At 73.5% G+C, this 17,364-nt stretch carries 18 protein-coding genes and 1 tRNA gene; 9 read left to right on the forward strand and 10 right to left on the reverse strand.

The genetic code is table 11. From position 1 onward, the window contains the following. Positions 1-58: 58 nt before the first annotated feature. From D7193_RS13385 to D7193_RS13395, 3 genes are all read right to left on the reverse strand, one after another. Positions 59-1,207, reverse strand: a complete 1,149-nt coding sequence (locus tag D7193_RS13385; protein ID WP_120779803.1) for a branched-chain amino acid ABC transporter substrate-binding protein — start codon at positions 1,205-1,207, stop codon at positions 59-61. 501 nt (positions 1,208-1,708) lie between these two features. Continuing rightward, positions 1,709-2,887, reverse strand: a complete 1,179-nt coding sequence (locus D7193_RS13390) for a hypothetical protein (protein ID WP_147434379.1) — start codon at positions 2,885-2,887, stop codon at positions 1,709-1,711. A gap of 50 nt (positions 2,888-2,937) precedes the next feature. Continuing rightward, positions 2,938-3,558, reverse strand: coding sequence for an ANTAR domain-containing response regulator (locus D7193_RS13395; protein WP_120779805.1), 621 nt, complete (start codon positions 3,556-3,558; stop codon positions 2,938-2,940). Between the two features lie 106 nt (positions 3,559-3,664). Between D7193_RS13395 and D7193_RS13400 the strand changes: the two genes are divergently transcribed. Then, positions 3,665-3,738 (forward strand) — tRNA-Leu (locus D7193_RS13400). A 291-nt stretch (positions 3,739-4,029) separates the two neighbouring features. Next, on the forward strand, positions 4,030-4,518 hold the full coding sequence (locus D7193_RS13405) for a hypothetical protein (protein ID WP_241562974.1): 489 nt from the start codon (positions 4,030-4,032) through the stop codon (positions 4,516-4,518). Positions 4,519-4,576: 58 nt separating this feature from the next. Here the strand turns inward: D7193_RS13405 and D7193_RS13410 are convergent, their stop codons facing one another. Continuing rightward, on the reverse strand, positions 4,577-5,527 hold the full coding sequence (locus tag D7193_RS13410; protein ID WP_120779807.1) for an SDR family oxidoreductase: 951 nt from the start codon (positions 5,525-5,527) through the stop codon (positions 4,577-4,579). Positions 5,528-5,632: 105 nt separating this feature from the next. Here D7193_RS13410 and D7193_RS13415 point away from each other — a divergent pair, with 105 nt between their 5' ends. Next, a complete protein-coding gene (locus D7193_RS13415) occupies positions 5,633-6,214 on the forward strand; it encodes a TetR/AcrR family transcriptional regulator (RefSeq protein WP_120779808.1) in 582 nt (193 codons plus the stop codon). Beyond that, on the forward strand, positions 6,211-6,861 hold the full coding sequence (locus D7193_RS13420) for a Rossmann-fold NAD(P)-binding domain-containing protein (protein WP_120779809.1): 651 nt from the start codon (positions 6,211-6,213) through the stop codon (positions 6,859-6,861). Before D7193_RS13415 ends, D7193_RS13420 begins: the two co-directional genes overlap by 4 nt. Positions 6,862-6,885: 24 nt before the next feature. Here D7193_RS13420 and D7193_RS13425 read toward each other — a convergent pair whose 3' ends face one another. Beyond that, positions 6,886-8,064 carry a trans-sulfuration enzyme family protein gene (locus D7193_RS13425; RefSeq protein ID WP_120780387.1) on the reverse strand — a complete coding sequence of 393 codons (1,179 nt, stop codon included), beginning with the start codon at positions 8,062-8,064 and terminating at the stop codon, positions 6,886-6,888. Positions 8,065-8,147: 83 nt separating this feature from the next. Between D7193_RS13425 and D7193_RS13430 the strand changes: the two genes are divergently transcribed. From D7193_RS13430 to D7193_RS13440, 3 genes are all read left to right on the forward strand, one after another. Further along, positions 8,148-8,627: an Lrp/AsnC family transcriptional regulator gene (locus D7193_RS13430; protein WP_120779810.1), complete on the forward strand. Its 480-nt coding sequence runs from the start codon at positions 8,148-8,150 to the stop codon at positions 8,625-8,627. A gap of 46 nt (positions 8,628-8,673) precedes the next feature. Then, complete coding sequence (locus D7193_RS13435; protein ID WP_174242617.1) at positions 8,674-9,684, forward strand: LLM class flavin-dependent oxidoreductase; 1,011 nt, start codon at positions 8,674-8,676, stop codon at positions 9,682-9,684. A gap of 217 nt (positions 9,685-9,901) precedes the next feature. Then, positions 9,902-11,335, forward strand: a complete 1,434-nt coding sequence (locus tag D7193_RS13440; protein ID WP_241562975.1) for a pyridoxal-dependent decarboxylase — start codon at positions 9,902-9,904, stop codon at positions 11,333-11,335. 308 nt (positions 11,336-11,643) lie between these two features. Here D7193_RS13440 and D7193_RS13445 read toward each other — a convergent pair whose 3' ends face one another. From D7193_RS13445 to D7193_RS13465, 5 genes are all read right to left on the reverse strand, one after another. Further along, complete coding sequence (locus tag D7193_RS13445; protein WP_120779813.1) at positions 11,644-12,573, reverse strand: sulfite exporter TauE/SafE family protein; 930 nt, start codon at positions 12,571-12,573, stop codon at positions 11,644-11,646. A gap of 124 nt (positions 12,574-12,697) precedes the next feature. After that, positions 12,698-13,162 (reverse strand): RrF2 family transcriptional regulator, encoded by a 465-nt coding sequence (locus tag D7193_RS13450; protein WP_120779814.1) that lies wholly within the window; start codon positions 13,160-13,162, stop codon positions 12,698-12,700. Between the two features lie 62 nt (positions 13,163-13,224). Beyond that, positions 13,225-14,109 carry an acyl-CoA thioesterase gene (locus D7193_RS13455; protein WP_120779815.1) on the reverse strand — a complete coding sequence of 295 codons (885 nt, stop codon included), beginning with the start codon at positions 14,107-14,109 and terminating at the stop codon, positions 13,225-13,227. Continuing rightward, a complete protein-coding gene (pyk, locus tag D7193_RS13460; RefSeq protein WP_120779816.1) occupies positions 14,106-15,554 on the reverse strand; it encodes a pyruvate kinase in 1,449 nt (482 codons plus the stop codon). The genes D7193_RS13455 and pyk overlap by 4 nt, the downstream gene beginning before the upstream one ends. A 280-nt stretch (positions 15,555-15,834) precedes the next feature. Next, positions 15,835-16,200, reverse strand: a complete 366-nt coding sequence (locus tag D7193_RS13465) for a YciI family protein (RefSeq protein WP_120779817.1) — start codon at positions 16,198-16,200, stop codon at positions 15,835-15,837. 283 nt (positions 16,201-16,483) lie between these two features. On the opposite strand from D7193_RS13465, the gene D7193_RS13470 reads away from it, so the two are divergent. Continuing rightward, positions 16,484-16,810 (forward strand): hypothetical protein, encoded by a 327-nt coding sequence (locus tag D7193_RS13470; RefSeq protein WP_147434380.1) that lies wholly within the window; start codon positions 16,484-16,486, stop codon positions 16,808-16,810. Then, complete coding sequence (locus D7193_RS13475; protein ID WP_120779819.1) at positions 16,807-17,361, forward strand: hypothetical protein; 555 nt, start codon at positions 16,807-16,809, stop codon at positions 17,359-17,361. The genes D7193_RS13470 and D7193_RS13475 overlap by 4 nt, the downstream gene beginning before the upstream one ends. Positions 17,362-17,364: the final 3 nt, after the last annotated feature.

Below are 17,364 nucleotides of genomic sequence, written 5' to 3' on the forward strand. Positions count from 1 at the left end.
TCCTTGAATCGAGTGCGGCCGGGGTTCACCACCCCGGCCGCACTCCAGCGCCTAGGCGTCAGCTGAGCTTGAGCTCCTGCAGCGGCTCGATCGCCGTGCCCTTGATCTGGTAGGCCCAGATGACGACCTTGGTCGGGTCGACGTCACCCTTCGCGTCGAACTTGATGTACTTCGACACGCCCTGCTTGTCGTACGACTTCACGTACGCCAGGATGTCCGCCCGGGTCTTCTTTCCGTCCTTGAAGGCGTCCAGGTAGATCTTCGCGGCGTCGAAGCCCTCCGCACCGTACGAGCCCGGCGGGATGTTGTACTCCTTCTGGTAGTCCGCCGCGAAGGTGCCGCCGGCCTTGTCAGCCGGGAGGCACGGGCAGGTGATGATCGCGCCCTCGGCGCCACCGGAAGCACCCTCCGGGAACGCCGGGTCGTAGAGACCGTCCGGGCCGACGAACTTGGCCTGCACACCCGCGGCGCGCATCTGCTTCACCAGCGGAGCGGCCTCACGGGTGTAACCGCCGTAGAAGACGTAGTCGGCCTGCGCCGCCTTGATCTTGGAGATGGTGGCGTCGAACTGCGCCTGCCGCTCCTGGATCTTGTCCTTGTTCACCACCAGCGGGCCGAGCTGCTTGCCCAGCTCCTCGGTGATACCCGCGCCGTACGCGCTGGCGTCGTCGATCATGAAGACCTTCTGGGCGTTCTGCGCCTTCAGGTACGTCGCCACCGCACCGGCCTGCGTGCCGTCGTTGCCGACCACCCGGAAGAAGGAGGTGTTCCCCTTCTGGGTCAGGTCGGTACGCGTCGCCGACGGGGCCACCATCGCCAGGCCGGCGGCCTGGTAGATCGGCATCGTCGCGTCCGACTCACCGGAGAAGTGACCACCGATGACGCCGAGGAACGAGTTGTCACCCGCGATCTGGTTCGCGAACGGGGTCGCCACCGCCGGGTCACCCTGGGTGTCGAACTCCTGCATGGTGACCTTGCAGTCCGGGTTCGCCTCGTTGAACTGCTTCACGGCGAGCTTCGCGCCGTTCAGGGACGGGATCACCAGACCCGCGTTGTCACCGGTGAACGCACCGAAGATCGCAATCTTGCCGCCACAGTCACCGGACGCGGTGCCCTCCTCGCCACCGGAATCCTGGCAACCAGCTGCGACAACCAGGGTCGCGGCGAGCGCGGCGGTACCCAGCGCCCGTACATAGCTTCGCCTCACGGCTTCCTGACCTCCTCCAGGGTGCGGGCGTGACTGACCCGACGTGACGGGGACAGCAGCAGACCCGCGAATCCACCCACCCCGCAGGGACGCCCCCTGCGTTACGGCTCGTGATGGCGGAGCGTACCGACACCGCACACAGTCTCGGAAGGCCTGAAACCGGGGTCTGCGAAACCGTTACGAAGACGTGCGCGATCGACCCGATGCCCGTAACAGGTCAATCCCTCCAACGGTCGTGACGCCCTGCCGGGACGGCGCCACATCGTTGCCCCGGGCGCCTTCCGGGCGGAAAACCGCGCCACCCCGACCCGCCGCGCCACGACCGTCGACACCCACCGCCCCGGCCAAACCGAGCGCGCGGGACCGCCGCGCCTCAGCGCCTCACCGGCTCGCCGCCGGTCGGCGCCTCACCGGCCCGCCGCCGGTCGGCGCTTCACCGGTCCGCGCCGGACCGGGGCTCAACACCTCATCGGCCCGCGCCCGGCCGGACGGCCCCGCGCCTCATCGGCCCGCGCCGGTCGGCGCCGGGGCCGACCAGAAGCCGGAGCGCGCGCCGTCGTCCACCGCGAGCCACCACCGGTCACCCACCGCGACCACCGCCACGTCCCGGTCCGCGCCCGCCGGCGCCGCGACCGGCACCGTCACCTCACTCCACGACCCGCCCCGGTCCGCCGACACCCAGACCGCGTGCCGCTCCCCGTCGGCCACCGCCGCCACCAACCGGCCCCCGTCGGCCACCAGCGCCGTCACCGCCGGCACCCCGGCAGCGGCACGCCGACCGAAGACGCCCGCCGCCACCCAGCCGCCCGGGTCCCGCCGCCACGCGCCGAACGCGCCGCCGCGCAGACCCACCGCCACCGGTACGCCGTCGACGACCGCGACCCGCTGCAACTCCTCGTAGTCACGGCTGCCCGGCAGCAGCGTCCGCCGCCACGAACGCCCGTCCGCGGACGTCCACACCACCGGATCCCGGTCGATCCGCCCCGACGGCAACCACCCGCCGACCGCCAACCACCCCTCCGGCACGGCCGCCCCGTCGAACGCCCAACTCACCCCGGACGGATCGCTCGCCAGCTCGGGAGCCCCCTCGACCAACGTGAACTCCGCCGCGTCCGACGACACCCACGACGCCGCCCCGCTGGACCGGTTTCCCACGATCAACCAACCCGCCGGCCCGCCGGCCAGCCGGGACACGTTGATCGCCTTCGGCCCCCCGTACGTCTCGAACGGGGCCTGCACCTCGACGAGCCCGCCGTCCGGCAGCTGTCGCCACGTGCTCACCCGCGGGTAGCCGTGCGCGCCACCGACCTTGGCGCCGATCACCGCCGCCACACCGTCGCGGCACCCCACCGAATACAGCACGTTCTGCTTGCCGTAGAACGAGTCGGCCCGGATCGGCACGCTCCGCCACGCGGACCCGTCGAGGCTGGTCCACGCCGCCGGCCGCGTGGCACCGGCCGGATCGGCCACCCCACCGACCACGTACCACCGGCCCGCGCACGCCACCGCGTCGCGCAGCAGCACGCGACCGGGCGGACCCGGCGGCGCCGGCAGTGTCACCGCCTGCCAGGCCGGTGCGACCGGTTGGGGCACGTCACCGTCGTGGGAGGCGGAACGCTCGCAGCCGGCCACCAGCACGGCGAGCAGGCCGAGCACCGCGACCACAGGACGGACCGACATGGATGGATGCTAACCACCGGGGACGACACCCGCGCCCCCCGAACGTCCGATCAGGACGCGGGACGGGGCAGGTCACCGCCGGCGGTCTCCACGAGGATCCGCTCGGCGACCTCCTTCATGGTCATCCGGTGGTCCATCGCCGTGCGCTGGATCCACTTGAACGCCTGCGGCTCGGTCATCCCGTACGTCGTCATGAGCGCGCCCTTGGCGCGCTCCACCGTCTTGCGGACCTCCAGGCGGTCGGTCAGGCCGGCGACCTCCGCCTCCAGAGCGGCGATCTCCGAGTAGCGGGAGAGCGCGATCTCCACGGCCGGGACCAGGTCGCTCTTCTGGAACGGCTTCACGAGGTACGCCATGGCGCCGGCCGCCCGGGCCCGCTCGACCAGGTCCCGCTGGCTGAACGCGGTCAGGATGATCACCGGCGCGATCCGGGCGCCGGCGATCCGCTCGGCGGCCGCCAGCCCGTCCATGATCGGCATCTTGATGTCGAGGATGACCAGGTCGGGCTTCAGCTCCTCGGCGAGCCGGACGGCGGTCTCACCGTCGCCGGCCTCCCCCACCACTTCGTAGCCCTCTTCGACCAGCATCTCGGCGAGGTCCAGCCGGATGAGCGCCTCGTCCTCGGCGATCAGTACCCGCCTGCGCTCGGCATCCGTCTGCGTCTCGGCCACCAGCCCTACCCCCACCAGTCAGAACCCGACACCCGCCCAGCCGGGTGTCGCCGTCCTTAGCGTAGTGGGTACCCTGTGAGACGCCGCCAGAGCGTTCCGCGAGGATGTCCCCGTATTCCAACCGGTAGAGAAACGGAGCTCAAACCTCCGACAGTGTGGGTTCGAATCCCACCGGGGACACAAGTTGTCGTACGCCTGTTTGAAGCTGGATCGGTGCACCCACCCGAAATCCGCGCTCGCGCACGATCGCTTTACCTGTCCGGAGCCACCATCGCCGACGTCGCCCGCAGCGTCCGACTTCCCTATCGCACGGTGTGGCACTGGTGCCGTGACCGACCGGAGCCTTTGGTCGGCGGAACGGCGGTCCGGTGCTTCCGCTGTCGGCATGACGAGAATCCGACAGATCCAGGGGCCTACGCCTACCTGCTCGGCCTCTACCTGGGCGACGGGCACCTCGTCACGTCCGCACGCGTGCCAGTGCTGCGAATCAGCTGCAGCAGGAGCTGGCCGGGGCTGGTCGACGCCTGTGACGCCGCCATGCGGGCGGTGCTCGCCGCACGCGTGCAGCGGGTACGGCATCCGGGGTGGATCAGCGTGCAGAGTTACGGCAAGCACTGGCCCTGTCTGCTGCCGCAGCACGGCCCCGGGAAAAAGCATGAGCGGCCCATCGTGCTCACGGACTGGCAACGAGAGATCCTGATCGCTCACGCCGGAAGCTTCCTACGGGGGCTGTTCCATTCCGACGGTGCCCGCTTCGCCAACCGGGTACGGGTGCGTGGAAAGGCGTACGTCTATCCGCGGTACATGTTCGTCAACGAGTCGACCGACATCATGGGGCTGTGCCAGTGGGCCCTCGACCTGCTCGGCATCCCCTGGCGGATGAACCGGCGCAACTCGCTCTCGGTGGCCCGCCGGGACGCGGTCGCCGCCCTCGACCGGCACGTCGGCCCCAAGTCCTGAGACCCGTCGCGCCGGTCGCCGGAGACAACCGGCAGCGGAGACAACCGGTGGCGGGGGGTCAGCGGCCGGCGGGGACCGCCGAGCGGGGGTAGGTGATGCCGGTGAGCCGTTCGGACTCCTGCCAGAGCCGCTCGGCCACGGAGGCGTCGCGGGCGCGCCGGGACTTGCGGGCCACAGCGGGCTGGCCGGTCAGGCCGAACGGGCCGCTGGGGCCGTAGTACTGCGCGCCGGCGGCGTCGGGGCTGGTGGCGGCATAGAGCGTGGGCAGGGCGCCCTGGTCGACGTCCTGCCAGAAGCCGGGGATCCGCATGGTGAGCCGGGTGACGAACGGGATCTGGGTGCGGTCGCGGCCGAGGCTGGGCCCGGCGGACTGCAGGTTGGTATGGGTGGCGCCGGGGTGCGCGGCGGCGCTGAGCAGGCCCCAGCCGTGGCGGTCGCTGCGTCGCTGGAGTTCGTCGGCGAACATCAGCGTGGCGAGTTTCGACTGGGCGTACGCGCGGTTGGCGCCGTAGCGGCGCTCGCTCTGCAGATCGTCGAAGTCGATGCGGCCGACGTGGTGGGTGCCGCTGCTGAGCGTGACGACGCGGGGGTGGTCGCCGGCCGCGAGCAGGGGCAGGAGCCGGCCGGTGAGCGCGAAGTGGCCGAGGTGGTTGGTGCCGAACTGGAGTTCGTACCCGTCGGCGGTGGTGTGCCGGGTGGGTACGGCCATGACGCCGGCGTTGTTGACGAGCAGGTCGACGGGGCGGCCCCGGGCGGTGAGGCGGCGGGCGAAGTCGGTCACCGAGGCGAGGCGGGACAGGTCGAGTTCCTCGACGTGGAGTCGGGCGTCGGGGGTGGTGGACCGGATGCCCGCAGCGGCGGTGTGACCCTTGCGGGTGTCGCGGACGGCGAGGACGACCTCGACGCCGGCCGTGGCGAGGCGGTGGGCGGTTTCGCGTCCGATGCCGCTGTTGGCACCGGTGACGACGGCGAGGCGGCCGGACTGATCGGGGACGGTGAAGCCGCTCATGCTTGCTCCTCGGGCTATGTAACTGAACGGTTGGTTACCTGGTCGAGTGAAGCACGACGCGCGGCGGTTATGCAACTAACTGGTTAGTCGGCTATCGTGGCCGGCATGGCCCGGGATGCAGAGGAGACACGGCGCCGGCTGCTGGCCGCCGCGGCCGACGAGTTCGCCCAGCGCGGCATCGCCGGGGCGCGGGTGGACCGGATCGCGGCCGCGGCGGGCGCGAACAAGGCGCTGATCTACGCCTACTTCGGCAACAAGGACCAGCTCTTCGACGCGGTCTTCGACGCGCTGGTAGTGAGCACGGTCGCGGATGTACCGATCGACCCGGCCGACCTGCCCGGGTACGCGGGCCGTCTGTTCGACCGCAACCAGACGCATCCGCAGGCGCTGCGCCTGCTGCTGTGGCACTCCCTCGAACGCGGCGGCATGGCCGCGCTGCCGCCGGCCGTGGTGGCCTCGAACGCCGACAAGGCGGCGGCCATCGCGGCCGCCCAGCGTGCCGGCCAACTGCCGGACCGCTACCCGCCGGAGGAGTTGCTGCTGCTCGTCATCGGGCTGTCCCTGCTCGGCTCGGCCGAACTGGCGCCCACCGACGGGCCGGAGGCGTTGGCGCGGCGCCGGGACGTGGTCACCGACGCGGTGGCCCGGCTCGTGGCGGCCGGCGGCGGGACGGCGGCAGGCCGGTGAGGATCGTCGTCTTCGGCGCCACCGGCATGGTGGGGCAGGGTGTGCTGCGGGAGTGCCTGCTGGCCGAGGACGTCCGCGAGGTGCTCGTGATCGGGCGGACGCCGACCGGGGCGCGGCACCCGAAGCTGCGCGAGATCGTCCTGGCCGACGTCGGCGAGCTGGACGGGGTACGCGAGGACCTGGTCGGCGTGGACGCCTGCTTCTACTGCCTCGGTGTGTCGTCGCTGGGCCTGGACGAGGCCACGTACACGCGGATCAGTTACGACTACCCGGTGGCGGCGGCGCGGGTGCTCGCGCAGGTGAGCCCGGCCGCGACGTTCGTCTACGTCTCCGGCGTGGGCACCGACTCGTCCGAGCGGGGGCGGGTGATGTGGGCGCGGGTCAAGGGTCGTACCGAGAACGCGGTGCTCGACCTGCTGCCTCGCGGGTACGCGGCGCGACCGGGATTTATCCAGCCGACGCACGGGGTGGTGTCGAAGACCCGCTGGTACCGGCTCGGGTACGCGGTGACCCGTCCGCTCTTCCCGCTGCTGCGCCGGCTGTTCCCGAACCAGGTGACGACCACGGACCGGCTCGGCCGGGCGATGCTGCGGGTGGCCCGGGAGGGCTCACCGCGGCGGGTGCTGGCGGGCCGGGACCTGGCCTGAGCCGCCCCCGCGCGCGGGTGGTGGTCAGCCGATCCGGGCGAGCGCCTGCGCGAGGTCGGCGCGCAGGTCCTCGGGGTCCTCGAGACCGACCGAGATCCGCAGCAGGCCGCCGGCCGGTTTCGCGTCGCCCTCGACGGGGCGGTGGGTGAGCGAGGCGGGGTGCTGGATGAGGGTGTCCACGCCGCCGAGCGACACCGCGTGGGTGATGAGCTGGCAGGCGCCGGCGACGGTGGCGGCGGCGGGCGCGCCGCCGCGTACCTCGATGGCGAGCAGGCTGCCGGTGCCGCTCAGCTGCCGGCCGACGAGCCCGGCGGGGTCCTGCACGGACGGGTGGTGCACGCGTTCGACGGCGGGGTGGTGGGCGAGCCAGGCGGCGAGCTTCTCCGCGGCGGACTGCTGGGCGCGGACGCGGACGGGCAGGGTCTGGAGTCCGCGGTGCAGCAGGTACGCCCCGAGCGGGTGGAGGATGGCGCCGGTGACGGCACGTACCTGGCGCAGGCGGGTGGCCCAGGCGTCGTCGCAGGCGACCGCGCCGGCGAGGACGTCGCCGTGCCCCCCGATGCTCTTGGTGGCGCTGTGCAGGACGAGGGTGGCGCCGTGGCGGGCGGGTTGCTGGAGCACCGGGGTGGCGACGGTGTTGTCGACGAGCAGCGGCACGGCGCCGGCGGCGTGGGCCACGGCGGCGATGTCGACGAGGTCGAGGGTGGGGTTGGCCGGGGTTTCGAGGACGACGAGCGCGGTGTCGGGGCGTACGGCGGCGGCGACCTCGTCGGGGCGGGCCCAGGTGACGGTGGTGCCGAGCAGGCCGGTGGCGAGGACGTGGTCGGTGCCGCCGTAGAGGGGGCGGACGGCGACGACGTGCCGGTGGCCGTCGCGGGTGGCGGCGAGCAGGGTGGCGGTGAGGGCCGCCATGCCGCTGGCGAAGGCGACGGCCGCGGTGGTGCCTTCGAGGTCGGCGAGGGCGGTTTCGAACCGGGCCACGGTGGGGTTCCAGAGCCGTTGGTAGACGGCGCTGTCGCCGGGCGTCAGCGTCCCGCCGGTGGCGAGGTTCTCGTAGGCGTCGCCGCCGGCGGTGACCGAGGGCAGCGGGTTGGTGGTGGACAGGTCGATGGGTGGGACGTGGACGCCGAGGGCGGTGAGGTCGTCGCGTCCGGCGTGTACGGCGCGGGTGTCCACGGTCGTCATGGCGGAAGCGTCGAACATCAGGCTGATGTCACGCAAGAGATCCGAACATGATTCTGTGAATGGCATTTGAGGAAGGGTTGCGTTCGGTGGAGGATGCTCGCATGACCCCTGCACCGAACGATCTGCGGTCGTTTCCGGCCCTCGACGACGTCGACCGCGCGATCCTCACCGAGTTGGCGGCCGACGGGCGGCTGCCGAACAACGCGCTCGCCGAGCGGGTCGGGGTGGCGCCGTCGACGTGTCTGGCGCGTACCCGGGCGCTGCGGGAGAGCGGGGCGATCCGGGGTTTCCACGCCGAGATCGACCCGGCGGCGCTGGGCCTGCCGTTGCAGGCGCTGGTGTCGGTCCGGCTCAGCGCGCACGAGCGGCCGGTGGTGGACGCGTTCCGGGCCCGGTCGGTGCGGTTCCCGGGGGTGGTGTCGGTGTTCCACGTGGCCGGTGCGGAGGACTACGTGCTGCACGTACGGGCGGCGTCGGCCGACGCGCTGCGGGACTTCGTGCTGGACCACCTGGCGGTGGATCCGGCGGTGCAGCACACGCAGACGAGTCTGATCTTCGAGCAGGCGCGCGGCGTGGGCTGAGTCGCTTGCGGGAACAAATCCGGCACGCGACGGGTTGGCGAAGCGTGTGATCGACGTACCGCTCTCCGTTCTTGACCTTGCGCCGGTCGCCACCGGCGCCTCCGCCGGCGAGGCCCTGCGGCACACGACCGAGTTGGCCCGGCGCACCGAGGAGTTGGGCTACCACCGGTTCTGGGTGGCCGAGCACCACAACATGCCGGCCATCGCGAGTTCCGCGCCGGCCGTGCTCATCGCGCACCTCGCGGCGGCGACCTCGACGATCCGGCTCGGTTCGGGTGGCGTGATGCTGCCCAACCACGCGCCGCTGGTGGTGGCCGAGCAGTTCGGCACCCTCGAGGCGTTGCATCCGGGCCGTATCGACCTGGGCATCGGCCGCGCCCCCGGCACCGACCAGGTGACCGCGCTGGCGCTGCGCCGGACCATGGAGGGGCTGTCGGCCGAGGGCTTCCCCCGCGAGCTGGCCGACCTCATGAACTACTTCAGCGGCGAGGAGCCGGGCCCGATCACGGCGACCCCGGGTCGGGGTCTGCAGCCCGCGATCTGGCTGCTCGGGTCGAGTGGTTTCAGCGCGCAGCTGGCCGGCCTGCTCGGGCTGCCGTTCTCGTTCGCGCACCACTTCAGCGCGCAGAACACCCTGCCCGCCCTGGCGCTGTACCGGCAGAGTTTCCGGCCGTCGCAGTGGCTGGACAAGCCGTACGCCATGGTGGCGGTGAACGCGATCTGCGCGGACACCGACGAGCGGGCGGAGTGGCTGTCCGGGCCGGGGGCGCTGTCGTTCCTGAAGCTGCGGTCGGGTCGTCCGGCGCCGCTCGCGACGCCGGAGGAGGCGGCGGCCTACCCGTACACCGAGGTGGAGCGGGAGTTCGTCGTGCAGCGCCGGGAGGGGCAGGCCATGGGTTCGCCGGAGACGGTACGGCGGCAGCTGTCCGAGCTGCTGGAGCGCACCGGCGCGGACGAGCTGATGATCACCACGATGGTGTACGACGTCGAGGACCGGGTGCGCTCGTACGAGCTGATCGCCGAGCAGGTGGCCGGCGGCCTGCGCCGGAACGCCTGAAACACGATCTTCACGCCGGCGTCACCCCCGCGACCCGGACGCCGCCTAGGTTTGGTGCCGGTGGTGGTACGGCATCCCCGGTCGGGACGGGTCGGGGATGCCGCGGTGTGGCGCACCGGGCCGGGGCTGTGCGGATTCCGCGGCCGCGGCCCGGTGCCTGCCGCCGGGGGCGGGTCGCCCTCTTGCCAGCCGGCCACATTGTTGATCGACTCCACGGGTGGCTGCGCACATGGATCCCGAGGAGTTCCGGCGTGCCGGGTACGCCGTGGTGGACTGGATCGCCGACTACTGGTCGACGCTGGGGCGACGCCCGGTGGTCTCGCCCGACCCGCCGGGCGCGGTGGCGGCGGCCCTGCCGCCCGGCCCGACGGCGCACGGCGAGCCGGTCGACGCGGTCCTGGCCGACCTGGACGCGCTGATCGCGCCGCGGTTGACGCACTGGCAGCATCCGGGCTTCTTCGGGTACTTCCCGGCCAACACCTCCGGCCCCAGCGTGCTGGGCGATCTCGTCAGCTCCGGCCTCGGCGTGCAGGGCATGCTCTGGGCCACCGGCCCGGCCTGCACGGAGTTGGAGACGGTGATGATGGACTGGCTCGCCGGGCTGCTCGACCTGCCCGAGCGGTTCCGGTCGCACACCCGTGGCGGCGGCGTCATCCAGGACTCGGCGTCCTCGGCCACCCTCGTCGCCACGCTCGCGGCGCTGCACCGGGCCAGCGGCGGGCGGTGGCGTGAGGTGGGCGTCGACCGGCGGTACCGGGCGTACACGTCGACGCACGGGCACTCCTCCATCGAGAAGGCGGCCCGGATCGCCGGGCTGGGCGCCGACGGCGTCCGGGCGGTCGAGGTGGACCCGGGCAGCCAGGCGATGCGCCCGGAGGCGCTGCGGGCCGCGATCGAGGCGGACCGGGCGGCCGGTGACGTGCCCGCGATCGTGGTGGCCACCATCGGGACGACCTCCACCACGGCCGTGGACCCGCTGCCGGAGATCGGGGCGATCTGCGCGGAGTACGGGATCTGGCTGCACGTGGACGCCGCGTACGCGGGCGCCGCGGCGGTCTGCCCGGAGCTGCGCTGGTCGCACGCCGGCCTGGAGCACGCCGACTCGTACTGCTTCGACCCGCACAAGTGGCTGCTCACCGGCTTCGACTGCGACGCGTTCTGGGTGGCGGACCGGGGTGAGCTCATCGAGGCGCTGACCGTGATGCCGGAGTTCCTGCGCAACGCGGCCACGGAGTCCGGCGCGGTGATCGACTACCGGGACTGGCAGGTGCCGCTGGGCCGCCGATTTCGGGCGTTGAAGCTCTGGTTCGTGCTGCGCTGGTACGGCGTGGAGGGGCTGCGGGCGCACGTCCGCCGCGGGGTGGAGCTGGCCGCCCGCTTCGCCGACCGGGTCCGCGCCGACGACCGGTTCGAGCTGGCCGCGCCGCATCCGTTCTCGCTGGTCTGCTTCCGGCTGCGTAGCGGCGACGACGTCAACGCCGCGCTGCTGGCCCGGGTCAACGGCACCGGCCGGGTGCACCTCACGCACACGCGGGTGGACGGTGCGCACACGTTGCGGCTGGCGGTGGGCTCGCCGTACACCACGGAGGCGCACGTCGACGAGGCGTGGGAGCTGCTGCGGACCGGGGCCGACGAGCTGCTGGCCCGCTGACCTCGCGGCACCGCCATCCCGGTCACCGCTCGTCACGGGGCGTCACCGCGCCGGAGGGCGTCGACATCCCCCGTCGGCGCCTTTGCTCTGCACCCCTGGATGCACCAGGCACGGTGCGTGACCGTCACCGCTGCGCCGATTCGCGGCCACTCCGCTCCAGCGGCAGCTCAGCGCGGTGGTGCATCGGCGGGTGCAGAGCAAAGCGTCGGAAGGGGCGGTGGGGCGGGTCCGGCGGGAGGTGACGTTCCGTGACGTCACGCGGTGTGACGGCACGCCGGGGCGCGCTGATCACCCGACGGGCCGGGGCGTCAGACGTCGGCGCCGACGGCCACCGGGCGCGACGCGGCGCTACCGGGGGCGGCGCCGGCCAAGGCCCGGGCCCGGCGGGTGCCCCCCAGCGCCCGCACGGCCAGGGCCAGGGCGGCGACCCAACCGGCGGCGAGCAGCCCGTACGTCAGGGCCGTGAGGCCGCCGCCCACGTTGCCAACGCGCAGCAGCGTCCGGGCGTTGGTCAGCACGATCACGCCGCCGACCGCGGCGCCCAGCAGTTGGGCCGGGACGATCCGCACCAGCCAGGCGGCCACCGGCGCGGCGATGAGGCCACCGACCAGCAGTGCGGCGACGGTGGGCAGCAGGAAGCCCTCGGAGCCGAGGCCGATGAGGAAGCCGGCGCTCGCGGCGGCGGCCACCACGAACTCGGCCGTGTCCACCGAGCCGATCACCCGGCGCGGTTCCAGCCGCCCGGAGACCAGCAGCGCCGGGGTGGCGACGGGACCCCAGCCACCGCCGCCGGTCGCGTCGACGAAGCCGGCGACCAGACCGAGCGGGCCGAGGAACCGGCCGCGCAGCCGGCCGGCGGCGCGGGCGGCGCGCAGCGGCCGGGAGAACCGGATCAGCAGGTACGCGCCGAGCGCCAGCAGGATCCCGGCCATCCACGGCGCGGCGGACTCGGTGGAGATGGAGCTGAGGAACGTGGCGCCCGCGAAGGCGCCGAGCGCGCCCGGCACGGCGATGCGGGCCACAACCCGCCAGTCGACGTTGCCGAACCGCCAGTGCGCGACGCCGGCGGCGAGCGTGGTGCCGATCTCGGCGAGGTGCACCGAGGCGGACGCGGCGGCCGGGGCGACCCCGGCGACGAGCAGCAGGGTCGAGGAGGTCAGCCCGTACGCCATCCCGAGGGAACCGTCGACCAGTTGCGCGGCGAGCCCGACCAGGGCGAGGACCAGTAGCTTGCGCACGAGCTCCCCTGACTTTTCGGCAAGTCCTATCGGCTTGGTCGACAATGCGGCACGGACGGGCTCCGGTCAAGTGCCTGATCGATGGATGGGACGGGCCGGCGCGCCGTCACCGGCTACCGGTGACTCAGGTCCAGGCGCGGGGGTCGGCCGCCAGCTCGGTGACCCGCGCGGGAAGAGCGCCGCCCGCCACGTCGGCGACGGTCACCAGCTCCAGGATCTCCCGCTCGCTGGCGCGCAGGGCGATCCAGACCTCCTGCAGGGCGCGCGCCGCGCCGTGGTAGCCGAGCTGCTCGGGCCGCTGCCCGCGGATGTGGGCGAGCGGCCCGTCGATCACGCGGATGACCTCGGCCAGCGAGATCTCGTTCGCGGGACGGGCCAGCCAGTAGCCGCCCTCCGGGCCGCGCTGAGCGTGCACGATGCCACCGCGGCGCAGCTGGAGCAGGATGCTCTCCAGGAACTTCGGCGGGATCTCCTGCGCCCGGGCGATCTGCTCGGCGGTGACCGGTCGGCTCCGGCCGGGCCCGGTGGCCGTGGCCGCCAGCTCGACGGCCGCGCGAAGGGCGTAGTCGACCCGGGCGGAGAGGCGCATGCGGCAAGGTTAGCCGCCCGTCCGGCCGCCCCGGCCGCCGCCCCTCGGCGGCCCGCCGGCGCTCAGTCGCCCACGCGGCGCAGCAGACCCTCCTGCACGGCGCTGGCGATCTGCCGGCCGTCGGTGGTGAACATCCGGCCGGTGGCCAGCCCCCGCGCGCCGGACGCCGACGGGCTCCAGCAGTCGTAGAGGAACCACTCGTCCGCGCGGAACGGCCGGTGGAACCACAGCGCGTGGTCGAGGCTCGCCCCGACGACGCCGCCCGGGCCCCACACCTCGCCGTGCACGGACAGCACCGAGTCGAGCAGCGTCAGGTCCGAGGCGTACGTGAGCGCGCAGGCGTGCAGCAGCGGGTCGTCCGGCAGCTTGCCGTCGATGCGCATCCAGACCCGCTGGTGCGGGTTCGCGGGCCGGTCGCCGGGGCGTACCCAGCCGGGCTCGCCGACGTAGCGGACGTCGATGGGACGGGGGATCTGGGCCCAGATGCCGAGCCGCTCGGGGTAGCGGGCGAGCCGGTCGGTCATGGTGGGCACCTCGTCCGGGCCGGGGACGTCCGGTGGGGCGGGCGCCTGGTGGTCCAGCCCCTCCTCGGCGCGCTGGAACGAGGCCGACATGAAGAAGATCGGCTTGTCGTGCTGGAGGGCCACCGACCGGCGTACCGAGAAGGAGCGGCCGTCGCGGACGTTCTCCACCTGGTACTCGATCGGCTCGGCCGGGTCACCGGGCCGGACGAAGTAGCCGTGCAGCGAGTGCACGAAACGCTCCGCGTCCACGGTGCGGCCGGCGGCCACCAGCGCCTGGCCGGCGACCTGCCCGCCGTACACCCGCTGCGGCCCCACCGGCGGGCTCATCCCCCGGAAGGTCATCTCGCCGGTGTGCTCGAGGTCGAGCACCTCGAGCAGCTGGTCGACGGCGGCCTGGCCGACCGCGACCGTCGGACCGCTCACTGCAGCGCCCGCGCCGACGCCGCGTCGACCAGCGAGCCGAGCTGGTGTACGCGCAGCGTGTTGGTCGAGCCCGGGGTGCCGGGCGGGCTGCCCGCCACGATCACCACGTAGTCGCCCGGGTTGGCGCGGTTGAGGCCGAGCAGCGCCTGGTCGACCTGGCGGAACATGTCGTCGGTGTGCTCGACGAACGGCATGAGGAACGTCTCGACGCCCCAGGAGAGGGCGAGCTGGTTGCGCACCTCTGGCACGGGCGTGAAGGCCAGCAGCGGCAGGTCGCAGTGCAGCCGGCTGAGCCGCCGGACGGTGTCGCCGGTCTGGGAGAAGGCGACCATCGCCTTGGCGCCGATGGCCCGCGCGATCGAGGAGGCGGCCACGGTGAGCGCCCCGCCGTGCGTACGCGGGTCGTGCTGGAGCCGGGGCACCGCGATGGAGCCGGACTCGGTGGTCGTCACGATCTTGGCCATGGTGCTGACGGTCAGCACCGGGTACTTCCCGACGCTGGTCTCGCCGGAGAGCATCACCGCGTCCGCGCCGTCGAGCACCGCGTTGGCCACGTCCGACGCCTCGGCGCGGGTCGGGCGGGAATTCTCGATCATGGAGTCGAGCATCTGGGTGGCCACGATGACCGGCTTCGCGTTCTCCCGGCAGAGCTGCACGGCCCGCTTCTGCACGAGCGGGACCTGGTCCAGCGGCAGCTCGACGCCGAGGTCGCCGCGGGCGACCATCACACCGTCGAAGGCCAGCACGATGGCCTCCAGGTGGTCCACGGCCTCCGGCTTCTCGACCTTCGCGAGCACCGGCCGCTGCACCCCGGCCTCGGCCATGATGGCGTGCACGAGCTTGATGTCGTCGGCCGAGCGGACGAACGACAGGGCGATCATGTCGACACCGAGCCCCAGGGCGAACCGCAGGTCCTCCGCGTCCTTCTCCGACAGGGCCGGCACGCTGACCGCCACGTTGGGCAGGGACACGCCCTTGTTGTTGGAGACCGGCCCGCCCTCGGTGACCAGGCAGCGGATGTCGTTGCCCTGCACGTCGGTGACCTCGACGGCGACCCGGCCGTCGTCGATCAGCAGCCGGTCGCCGGGCTTCACCTCCTGCGGCAGCTTCTTGTAGGTGCAGGAGACCCGCTCCTTGGTGCCGATGACGTCGTCACTGGTGATCACGACGGAGTCGCCGGTGCGCCACTCGTAGGGGCCGTCGGCGAACTTGCCGAGGCGGATCTTCGGGCCCTGGAGGTCGGCGAGGACGGCCACGGGCTGACCGGCGGCCTCGGCCGCCTCCCGGACGAGCCGGTAGACGGACTCGTGGTCGGCGTGGGTGCCGTGGCTGAAGTTGAGTCTCGCCACGTTCATCCCGGCCTCGACGAGCCCCCGGATGCGCTCCGGGGACGAGGTTGCGGGGCCGAGAGTGCAGACGATCTTCGCGCGGCGTGTCACGCCCATCAGGCTAGTCTCTCCTCCGGGTCGGGCTGCTGACCGACCCCTTGCGGGCTGCGGAACAATTCTCCACCGTCGCGCGGCGCGCGCCTTCATGGGCGGGCGGGACCGCAGCGGGGAACGTTGTGGCTGGCGGGCAACGGCGACCGCGCGCCGGGAATCGTACGCCCCCCGGCCGCGCCGGCCACCGGGGTCCTCCCGGGCAGGCCGTGGCCGCGACGGCGGCCGGCCGGCGCCCGGCTACCGGAACGGGCTCCCGGGGCGCGCGGCGGGCCCGCCGCCGGGGTCAGCTCTCGGTCTTGGCGAGGGGAAAGTCCAGCGAGCCGGCCGGGCAGAGGAAGGTCATCACGTCGACCCGGTAGAGACCGGCCTGCACCGCCGGGTCGGCCTCCATCACGCTGCGCACGTCGTCCACCGAACCGGTGCGGGCCAGCCCGAACCCGATGGGCGGCTCCGGGTTACGAGCCGGGCCGTCGACCGAACCGGCGACCAGGATGATCCCCCGCCGCTGCAACGCCTGCATGTGCTCGGCGTGCTCGGCCTGCAGCCGCTGGATCGTCTCGGCCGGCAGGGCCCGCCCGGCCGCGCCGGGATACAGCACGATGCACTCGTACGTGTCGAGCGCGAAGTCGACCTGCGGCACTCCCGCCATGGGCTGCCCCTTCCCGCCGTGGCACCGCCGGTGGCCGCCCGCCCGGGCGGGCGGCGTCGCCGGCACGGGCCCAGCGTCGCACGGGCCGCGCCGCCGCACCGGGCGCTCGACGAATCCGGCTCGCCGGTCCGCCCCGTTTCCTCCGGGCTGGGCGGTTGCGGCCCGACTGTCGCCCTCCCGACGCCGGCCCACCGGGGCCCGGTGGGGCCGCGCGGCGGGTGACCGGCGCGCCCGCGGCGACTACCGTGGACGGTCCGTACGGGCCGGGATCGGGAGGCAGGCGTTGCAGGATCGCGAGCCGGTGGCGGGTCTGGGCCCGCTGCCCTACGCCGAGGTCACCGACGACGGGTACGCGGCCCGCGCCGCCGAGACGTTCACGGCCCGGGAGTTCGGGCCGGCGGTGCTGCTCAGCGGGGACTGCCCGCGCTGCCGGCACCCGATCACCGTCCCCGTGGTGGACGAGGTCTACCGGCACGAGGCGGCCGGTGCGGGCGACGATCCCGGCTACCGCACCCTGCTGTGCACGTGCGAGGCCGACCACCCGGCACGGCCGGCGGGACTGTCCGGCTGCGGCGCGTACTGGACGCTGCTGCTGGAGGTCGACCGGTGATCCGGCTACGCCCGGGGCCGCCCGCCACCGTCGCCGATCTGCGCCGGGCGCAGGAGCTGGCCGGCCTGCTACGTGGCGAGCTGACGCGGGTCCGGGCCGCCGCGCTGTCGTGGCGCAACGGGCTGGGCGGGCTGCTGGCCGCGCTGGTCGGGTTCAGCCTGATCCGCGGCCGCTCCGACGTCACCGCCCTCGCACCGGGGTGGGGCGGCCTGGTCGGCGTGCTGCTCCTGGCCGCGGTCGCGGCCGGGGTGGCCGGGGCGCTGGCGCTGCTGCGCGCCGCGCACGGGCCGCTGACCGTCACACCGGTGGCCGCGCTGCCACCGGCCCCGCTCGGTGACCACCGCGAGGCGGTGGCCGCGGCCCGGGCGCTGCGCACCGGGGTGCGGCTGGTGCTGGTGTGCACGGCCCTGCTGGTCGCGGCCGTGGGCGTGACCTGGTACGCGCCGGGACGCGCGGCCGCGGGCGCCGCCGCCTCGTCCGCCCCGACCGTGGCCGGCCCCACGGGCGCGGGCCCCACGGCCGCCGCCGGCCCGTCCACCCCGGCGGGCTGACGC

Origin of the sequence: Micromonospora costi, from assembly GCF_003626655.1 — a bacterium.
In the GTDB taxonomy this organism is placed as follows: domain Bacteria; phylum Actinomycetota; class Actinomycetes; order Mycobacteriales; family Micromonosporaceae; genus Micromonospora; species Micromonospora costi.

Excerpts from the sequence above, each read along its gene's own strand:
- D7193_RS13390 (WP_147434379.1), bottom strand. The coding sequence starts at position 2,887 with ATGTCGGTCCGTCCTGTGGTCGCGGTGCTCGGCCTGCTCGCCGTGCTG.
- D7193_RS13410 (WP_120779807.1), bottom strand. The coding sequence starts at position 5,527 with ATGAGCGGCTTCACCGTCCCCGATCAGTCCGGCCGCCTCGCCGTCGTC.
- D7193_RS13415 (WP_120779808.1), top strand. The coding sequence starts at position 5,633 with ATGGCCCGGGATGCAGAGGAGACACGGCGCCGGCTGCTGGCCGCCGCG.
- D7193_RS13425 (WP_120780387.1), bottom strand. The coding sequence starts at position 8,064 with ATGTTCGACGCTTCCGCCATGACGACCGTGGACACCCGCGCCGTACAC.
- D7193_RS13430 (WP_120779810.1), top strand. The coding sequence starts at position 8,148 with ATGACCCCTGCACCGAACGATCTGCGGTCGTTTCCGGCCCTCGACGAC.
- D7193_RS13450 (WP_120779814.1), bottom strand. The coding sequence starts at position 13,162 with ATGCGCCTCTCCGCCCGGGTCGACTACGCCCTTCGCGCGGCCGTCGAG.
- pyk (WP_120779816.1), bottom strand. The coding sequence starts at position 15,554 with ATGGGCGTGACACGCCGCGCGAAGATCGTCTGCACTCTCGGCCCCGCA.
- D7193_RS13465 (WP_120779817.1), bottom strand. The coding sequence starts at position 16,200 with ATGGCGGGAGTGCCGCAGGTCGACTTCGCGCTCGACACGTACGAGTGC.